The 6464-nt window shown below is 59.6% G+C and carries 5 protein-coding genes, 1 tRNA gene, 1 pseudogene and 1 riboswitch; of the genes and pseudogenes, 2 read left to right on the top strand and 5 right to left on the bottom strand.

From position 1 onward, the window contains the following. Positions 1-524 (bottom strand): annotated as a pseudogene (locus O3649_RS08830) (ATP-dependent DNA helicase PcrA); the annotation flags it as partial. A 143-nt stretch (positions 525-667) separates the two neighbouring features. Between O3649_RS08830 and O3649_RS08825 the strand changes: the two are divergent. After that, positions 668-1525 (top strand): VOC family protein, encoded by an 858-nt coding sequence (locus O3649_RS08825; protein WP_371573848.1) that lies wholly within the window; start codon positions 668-670, stop codon positions 1523-1525. Positions 1526-1635: 110 nt separating this feature from the next. Here the strand turns inward: O3649_RS08825 and O3649_RS08820 are convergent. Continuing rightward, positions 1636-1708: transfer RNA gene (locus O3649_RS08820), tRNA-Arg, on the bottom strand. 187 nt (positions 1709-1895) lie between these two features. On the opposite strand from O3649_RS08820, the gene O3649_RS08815 reads away from it, so the two are divergent. Then, complete coding sequence (locus tag O3649_RS08815; RefSeq protein ID WP_371573846.1) at positions 1896-2924, top strand: DUF4031 domain-containing protein; 1029 nt, start codon at positions 1896-1898, stop codon at positions 2922-2924. A 167-nt stretch (positions 2925-3091) separates the two neighbouring features. On the opposite strand, the gene O3649_RS08810 is transcribed toward O3649_RS08815, so the two are convergent. The 3 genes from O3649_RS08810 to O3649_RS08800 all read right to left on the bottom strand — a co-directional run bounded on the left by O3649_RS08810 (position 3092) and on the right by O3649_RS08800 (position 6213). Further along, positions 3092-3781 (bottom strand): C40 family peptidase, encoded by a 690-nt coding sequence (locus O3649_RS08810; protein ID WP_049353231.1) that lies wholly within the window; start codon positions 3779-3781, stop codon positions 3092-3094. Further along, a riboswitch (cyclic di-AMP (ydaO/yuaA leader) is annotated at positions 3782-3941 on the bottom strand. A 609-nt stretch (positions 3942-4550) separates the two neighbouring features. Further along, entirely contained in the window at positions 4551-5255 is a 705-nt protein-coding gene (locus tag O3649_RS08805; RefSeq protein ID WP_371573844.1) for an iron dependent repressor, metal binding and dimerization domain protein, read from the bottom strand. A gap of 208 nt (positions 5256-5463) precedes the next feature. Continuing rightward, positions 5464-6213, bottom strand: coding sequence for a DUF3027 domain-containing protein (locus tag O3649_RS08800; protein WP_371573842.1), 750 nt, complete (start codon positions 6211-6213; stop codon positions 5464-5466). Positions 6214-6464 lie beyond the last annotated feature (251 nt).

Below are 6464 nucleotides of genomic sequence, written 5' to 3'. Positions count from 1 at the left end.
TTGCCGGAGCCTGCGCCCGCGACGATGAGCAGGGGCGAGCCGGAGTGCAGCACGGCTTCTTCCTGGCGTTCGTTGAGCCCTGCGGTGAGGGAGGCTGGGTCCACCGCATTGAGGCTGTGGGCCCGTTCGCCGTAGGGGTCGGCGGGGTCGAAGTCCTCGCCGTAGCCGCCGATGCGGTAGGCGGGTGGCATGAAGTCGCCGAGCGGGTCTGCGGCGGTGAAGGCTGCGGGTGCGCCGGGTTCAGGAACGGGCGCACTGGTAGCAGGGGTACCGTAGGCGGGCATGCCGGTAGGCAGGGCGGCGGGTACGTCCTGTGCGGGTTCCTCCATCACCGGAGCATCCATCACTGTGGCGTCCATGGGAAGGGCGTAGTAGTCGTCCTCGGCAGGGGGTACGTCGTAGTAGGGGTCGAAGGGCGGCTCGTCATCCGCTACCGGTGCTGCGGGGGTGACGAGTTCGGCGGCGAACAGGCCGTCCTGTTCGGTGAAGGGCTGCTTCTGCTGTTCGGGCTTGTCGCTCATCATCTACCTCGCTGCCTAGAATACACGTTCGATATTCCATGCTACCGCATTTACTCCGCGGCTCCCACCCGTTCAGTCATCCGCCGCACGTCCTATATCGGCAACGGTAAACCGGTGGCACAGAATAGTCATGCTAGGATGACCGCATGACCCAGACCTTACCTCCGAGCCTCTCAATAGCCCTATGGTGCAATGGCTCAGCCGACGAAGCCGCACAGTTCTATACCAGGGTTTTTCGCGATGCTTCCATCATGGAACAGGTGCCCGGACTCACGACTCTAAGCATCCACGGCTTCCAGCTCTCGCTCATTAACGGTGATGACCGGTACGTCCCGAACCAGTCCATCAGTTGCATCCTAAACTTTGACCCGCTCCTCTTCGGCGGTGAGGCGCAAGCGCGAGCATACCTCGATGAACTCTACGAAGAGCTAAGTACCGGCGGTGTGCTGATGAAACTGGGTGAGTACCCTTTCTCCCCACGCTACGCCTGGGTGCGTGATCGTTTCGGCATGACCTGGCAGCTGATGCTTACCAATCCTGCAGGCGACCCGCGACCCTTCGTCGTGCCTTCTTTCATGTTTGGCGGCACGAATCACGGCAATGCAGAGGAAGCCACCAACGGCTGGATTTCCATGTTTGATGATGCCCGCCGCGGCACCCTGTACCACTATCCGGAAGGTAGCCCCTTTGAGGCAGATGCGGTCATGTTTACCGACTTCAACCTGCACGGCACCTGGATGGCGGCTGCTGATTCCAGCACTTTCCACGATTTCACATTCACGCCTGGGGTTTCGGTAGTTCTTTCGTGCCGTACTCAGGAGGAGATTGATTACTATTGGGAGCAGCTCTCGGCTATACCTGAGGCGGAGCGTTGCGGCTGGTGTGTAGATCGCTGGGGTATTTCTTGGCAGGTTGTCCCGCACAATATTGCTGAGCTGATGGCAGATAAGGCCTCTCGCGAGAAGATCCTGCTGATGGGCAAGATTGACCTGTCTCAGCTATAACAACGTGTTTTCTTGAGTGCTCGTTACGTGCAGAAACAGAGAAACCGCCCGCGCCTGCTAATGCAAGCGACGGGCGGTTTTCTCGTACCGGCGTGACTACCGGTTCTGTGTGCCCCCGAGACGATTCGAACGTCCGACACCTTCTTTAGGAGAGAAGTGCTCTATCCCCTGAGCTACGAGGGCGTACCTATCCAGTATAAAGCACCCCGCACCGCGAGTCCGCACAGCCCGCCCAAGCGCCAGCATCCACCGGTAGTCGCGCCACATCCATCCCCTGCCCCAATCCCTGCCCCAATCCGTGTTCACCGCCCTGTGTTCACCGCCTGAGGACACCCGCACCCGGCGGCAGAATCGCTCTTACAATGTACGAATGAGCATCTACATTGACCCGCCCACCTGGCCCGCACACGGCACCGTCTTCTCGCACCTCATCTCCGATGTATCCCTGGCGGAACTGCACGAGTTCGCCGCAGCGGCGGGCATCAGTGAGCGTGCTTTCGACCGCGACCACTACGATGTTCCGGCGCACCTCTACGAGAATCTAGTACGGGCGGGCGCAAAGGAGCTCAGCGGTGCACAGCTGACTCGCACGCTCATTGCCAGCGGTCTACGGATTCCCCTGAAGGAACGCCCGGAAAAGATTCGCCCGCGTCTGCTTCGCGCCTGGGAGGCGGCGTTTGCGCCCCGCCTTAATACACCCCGCCTCAAGCATGTGGAGGCTCCTTCCGTGAGCCAAGCTCAACTCACGGCGCAGGTAGCGGAACTGGGTGAGAGCCTGTTGCAGGCGTGGGAGCAGCCGCACCGCGCCTACCACCACAGCGGGCACCTTTCGCAGATGCTCACCGATCTGGACCGTCTCTACGCACACCGCACGCAGGGTTCTACTCCCCTGGCGTTGGTTTTGGCGGCGTGGTTCCACGACGCGGTGTACGAGGGCGCGCCGGGTGAGGATGAGCGCCGTAGCGAGCAGCTGGCGAACACCTCCCTGGAGCCGCTGGTTACCGCGGGCCTGCTCAGTGGTGACGAGCTGCAGATGGTGAGCCTTCTGGTGCGTGCCACGGCAACCCACGAGCTGCCCGAGTCTGCCGACCTACCGGCGGGCTATGAGCCGGCGGATATTCAGTTTTTCCTCGATGCCGATATGGCTATCCTGGCGGCTGATTCGGCACGCTACCGCCGCTACCTGCGCGGGGTGCGTAGCGAGTACTCCCATCTTGACGATGAGGCATTCCGTGCCGGTCGTACGACCTTCCTGCGTTCGATCCTGGGGCGTAAGCGCATCTTCCTCTCCGAGGAGGGTCTGCAGCTCTGGGAGGAGCCCGCGCGGGCTAATCTGCAGGCAGAGCTCAGCGAGTGGGCGCAGGACCCGCAGAGGCCTCTACAGGCTCTCGCATCCTAGCCGTATACACCTAAAACACATACCGCCGAGAATGCGCCCACACTAAGGTGCGCTCTCGGCGGTATTTTCATGGATTCTCTCGGGTACGCAAAAGGCGCCCACCCCGTGCGGGGTAGGCGCCTTTTGAGAAGTATGTTGGGCTAGACCCAGCTCTTATGCGCTAAGGCTTAGAGAGCGGTGTAGTAGCCATCAACGGACATCCAGGAGGTGGGGTGCACCAGGGTACCGTTGGTGGGGTTCAGAGCGGAGATCATCTTGCCGTCGCCCAGGTAGATACCAACGTGGCTGTAGCCGTTCTGGAAGACGATGTCGCCGGGCTGGGGGTTAGCGGTCGGGCGCAGCTCGTTCTTCATTGCGTAGGTGAAAGCGGTCAGCTTGATGCCGTGCTGAGCGAAAACCCAAGAGGTGAAGCCGGAGCAGTCCCATGCACCGAAGGTCTTGCCGCCCCAAACGTAGGAGCCGCCCAGGCCGCTCATTGCGGTTGCGACGATTGCGTCGCGGGAAGCGTTACCGGTGGAAGCGGAGGAAGCTGCGGGTGCAGCGGGAGCCTCGGTTGCAACGGGTGCAACGTAAGCCTGCTGGGTCTCAGCCTGGGGTGCTACGTAGGTGGTCTCAGCTGCGGGTGCCGGAGCTGCTGCGGGAGCAACGTAGGTCTGCTGTGCCTGAGCCTGGGGTGCAACGTAGGTGGTTGCGGGGGTGTTGTAGCTGGTGTAGTCGAACTCGTAGTTGGTGTAGTCGTAGGACAGATCAGCCGCAGCGGGGATCTGTGCGAATGCGTTCGCGGGAACGGTCGAGCCGAGCAGGATTGCGCCTGCTGCGAGGGTTGCACCTGCGGTACGTACGATCTTCTTAGCCATTGGTAATTCCTCCATTGCCTGACGAGGTGAGCTGTCGGGCTCGAGCATGGATTCGCTCGGCCACCGAAGTGACTTAGCCCCGAGGCTTCTCGATTGAGATGCCGTATCCCAGCTTGGGGATTGGGTCCCCCGCTTCTGCCATATTGGGTAGACGTACATCGAAGCGTTGGCAGAACTCAGCGGAACCGCTTCGACGGTGCCCTCTTACGATGAGGATTTGGGCACAGAAACGAGAATACACAGAAAACTCCCAGTTGTCACTTCATTCGGGCTTAAATTTTGGACTTTCACCCTGGGGGGAAAACTTGGCACTCCAGGCATTTGACCCCCTCTCAATGGAACCCTTATCTACCTTTTAAGGCACTTGACTAGGCATTTCACAAGGATGCACATTCGCTTTTAATGCGCCATCACCCCTCAAGGACAGGGTTCAAAACTCTTAAAAATGACCCTTATCTCTTAAGTGTCCATTCTCAGAGATTGCTCAAACATCGGCGTTTCCCTCAGTTTCAACCTTAGATTTAAGCGAAAAACCCGAAAAATGCACTCAAGCGCAGTTGCTAAAACCTTGAGAGAGGAGTATATGCGCCCGCGCACATGACCAAACTCTGAAATACCCCACCCACTAGGCACCTCAGCTCCCCAAAACCTCCCCGCAAGGCCGAGCAGCCCTAACACGTGCACAAAAACGGTGGCACCGCCTCCTCAGGGAAGAAGGCGATACCACCGTTTAGCGTGAACTGGGTTAGCGGATTCTCAGAATGAGAGCTTAGAGGTTGCCGCCGCGCTTGACCACGATCGCGTTTGCCACGTCCATATCCAGCGAGAGAGTGTCCTCTTCACCGTCGGCGTGAACAATGACGTCATCGTTCTGACCGGCAACCACGGACACCGATGCGCCGTAGACAATACCTGCGTCAGCCAGCAGCTTGAGCAGCTCAACGTCAGTCTGAATGGACTCGGGGAAACGAGAGATAGTGAAACGGTCCTCCGGACCGGAGTCGCGTGCCGCCAGGGACATGGGTACGGTACGCTCGTCGTTCTTCTCGCTAGTGTGGCCCAGATCCTCCAGGCCGGGGATAGCGTTGCCGTACGGGGAGAACTTGGGGTCCTTGAGCATCTCCAGGATGCGCTTCTCCACCTTGTCACTCATGACGTGCTCCCAGCGGCATGCTTCTTCGTGCACGTACTCAAGTTCCAGACCAATGATGTCGGAGAGCAGGCGCTCAGCCAGGCGGTGCTTACGCATCACCTCGACCGCCTTGTGGCGGCCTTCCTCGGTCAGTTCGAGGTGGCGGTCCGGCTCAACGGTGAGCAGGCAGTGCTTCTCCATGCGTGCCACAGTCTGGGAAACGGTCGGGCCGGAGTGCTCGAGTCGTTCAGCGATGCGCGCACGCATGGGGACGATGCCCTCTTCCTCCAGTTCGAGGATGGTGCGCAAATACATCTCTGTGGTATCGATGAGGTCTGTCATATATCTCTCCCAGCTTTCACCGCAACAGTACTTAGATAGCACTGCCTAAGTCGTTACTTATTCAATAATCTATTATGTACTTTTTCAGCGGCTTTTGCCACGGCTTAAGTCATTGAGTCGCCCAATGAAAACTCATTGGACGACTCAAGACACCTTATATATACGCTTTTGCTAACCCACCCCTTATTAAGAGGAGTAGACGGTAGGCTTACTCTGCGGACTCAGCCTCAGCGGTTTCTTCCACGGCAGATTCGTTCTCTTCCGCTTTGTTCTCTGCAAGCTCAGCAGATTCCTCTACTTCAGCGGTTTCAGCAGACTCTGCGTTCTCCTGCGCGGCGTTCTCCTCCAGGTCTTCCGGGCGAACGCGGTCAGCCCACGGCACCCAATCCGGCGCAATGAGCGCGTCGTCGCCGGGTAGCAGGCCTACCTCGCAGATCGTTGCCACGCGGGAGCGAGGCGCACGTGAGAGGGTCGCGAACCAGAACCAGCCGCGGTAACCGGGCAGGGTGCACTCGAAAAGGTGAGTGCTTAGACGCTCTTCCTCGGCGCGCACGTGATGCACCAGGCCGATAGCGTGTGCCGGGGCGATTTCCTGAACGCCCTGCAACGCCACATCCTTGGCAGCGGCAAGAATCTCATCCACCTTGGAGGTGCGGCGCAGCTTGTGCGGAACGCCCAGGGAGGGGGCACTCACCTCTTCATCCAGCGGGGTGAAGGGGTCGGGGGTGGAGTCTTCGTTCTGTGCGGTTTCTTCGGCAGCAGATTCCCCGGCAGCAGATTCCTCAGCGGGCGTATCAGCCGCCTCAGTCTCCTTAGCGTTCACGGAGGGCTGAGTCTCAGCAGGTACAGCGCTACCCTCGTCGGTGCTCTCAGGCGCGGCAGAAGGCGCAACGGACTCTGCAGGCGCGGCAGTAGCGGGCGTAGTTTCGGGGAGCAGTTCAATAACCTGTTCAGACATACCCCTATTAAAGCATCTCGTGTGCGCAAACATTGCGGCCGCTCCCCCAAGCTTCACATACGCTGTGAATTTGGGTCTCAAACCGCTAAATCTGGGGCTTCGCCCACGAACAGCTGTGTGTGAGCTGATACCGTTAAATCCATGAGTAATGAACCCGTACAGGACACGCGCAGTACCGCAGACCAGGCGCCCGCGCCCCTTCCCTACGCCGGAGCTATCCGCTGGCTCGGCGCGGCAGGTGCGCTTCTCGC

It is taken from the genome of Rothia sp. 27098_8_29, assembly GCF_041432785.1.
Lineage (GTDB): Bacteria > Actinomycetota > Actinomycetes > Actinomycetales > Micrococcaceae > Rothia > Rothia mucilaginosa.
Note: the sequence above shows the minus strand (reverse complement) of the source record. Positions and strands in the feature narration are given on the sequence as shown.

Excerpts from the sequence above, each read along its gene's own strand:
- O3649_RS08825 (WP_371573848.1), top strand. The coding sequence starts at position 668 with ATGACCCAGACCTTACCTCCGAGCCTCTCAATAGCCCTATGGTGCAAT.
- O3649_RS08815 (WP_371573846.1), top strand. The coding sequence starts at position 1,896 with ATGAGCATCTACATTGACCCGCCCACCTGGCCCGCACACGGCACCGTC.
- O3649_RS08810 (WP_049353231.1), bottom strand. The coding sequence starts at position 3,781 with ATGGCTAAGAAGATCGTACGTACCGCAGGTGCAACCCTCGCAGCAGGC.
- O3649_RS08805 (WP_371573844.1), bottom strand. The coding sequence starts at position 5,255 with ATGACAGACCTCATCGATACCACAGAGATGTATTTGCGCACCATCCTC.
- O3649_RS08800 (WP_371573842.1), bottom strand. The coding sequence starts at position 6,213 with ATGTCTGAACAGGTTATTGAACTGCTCCCCGAAACTACGCCCGCTACT.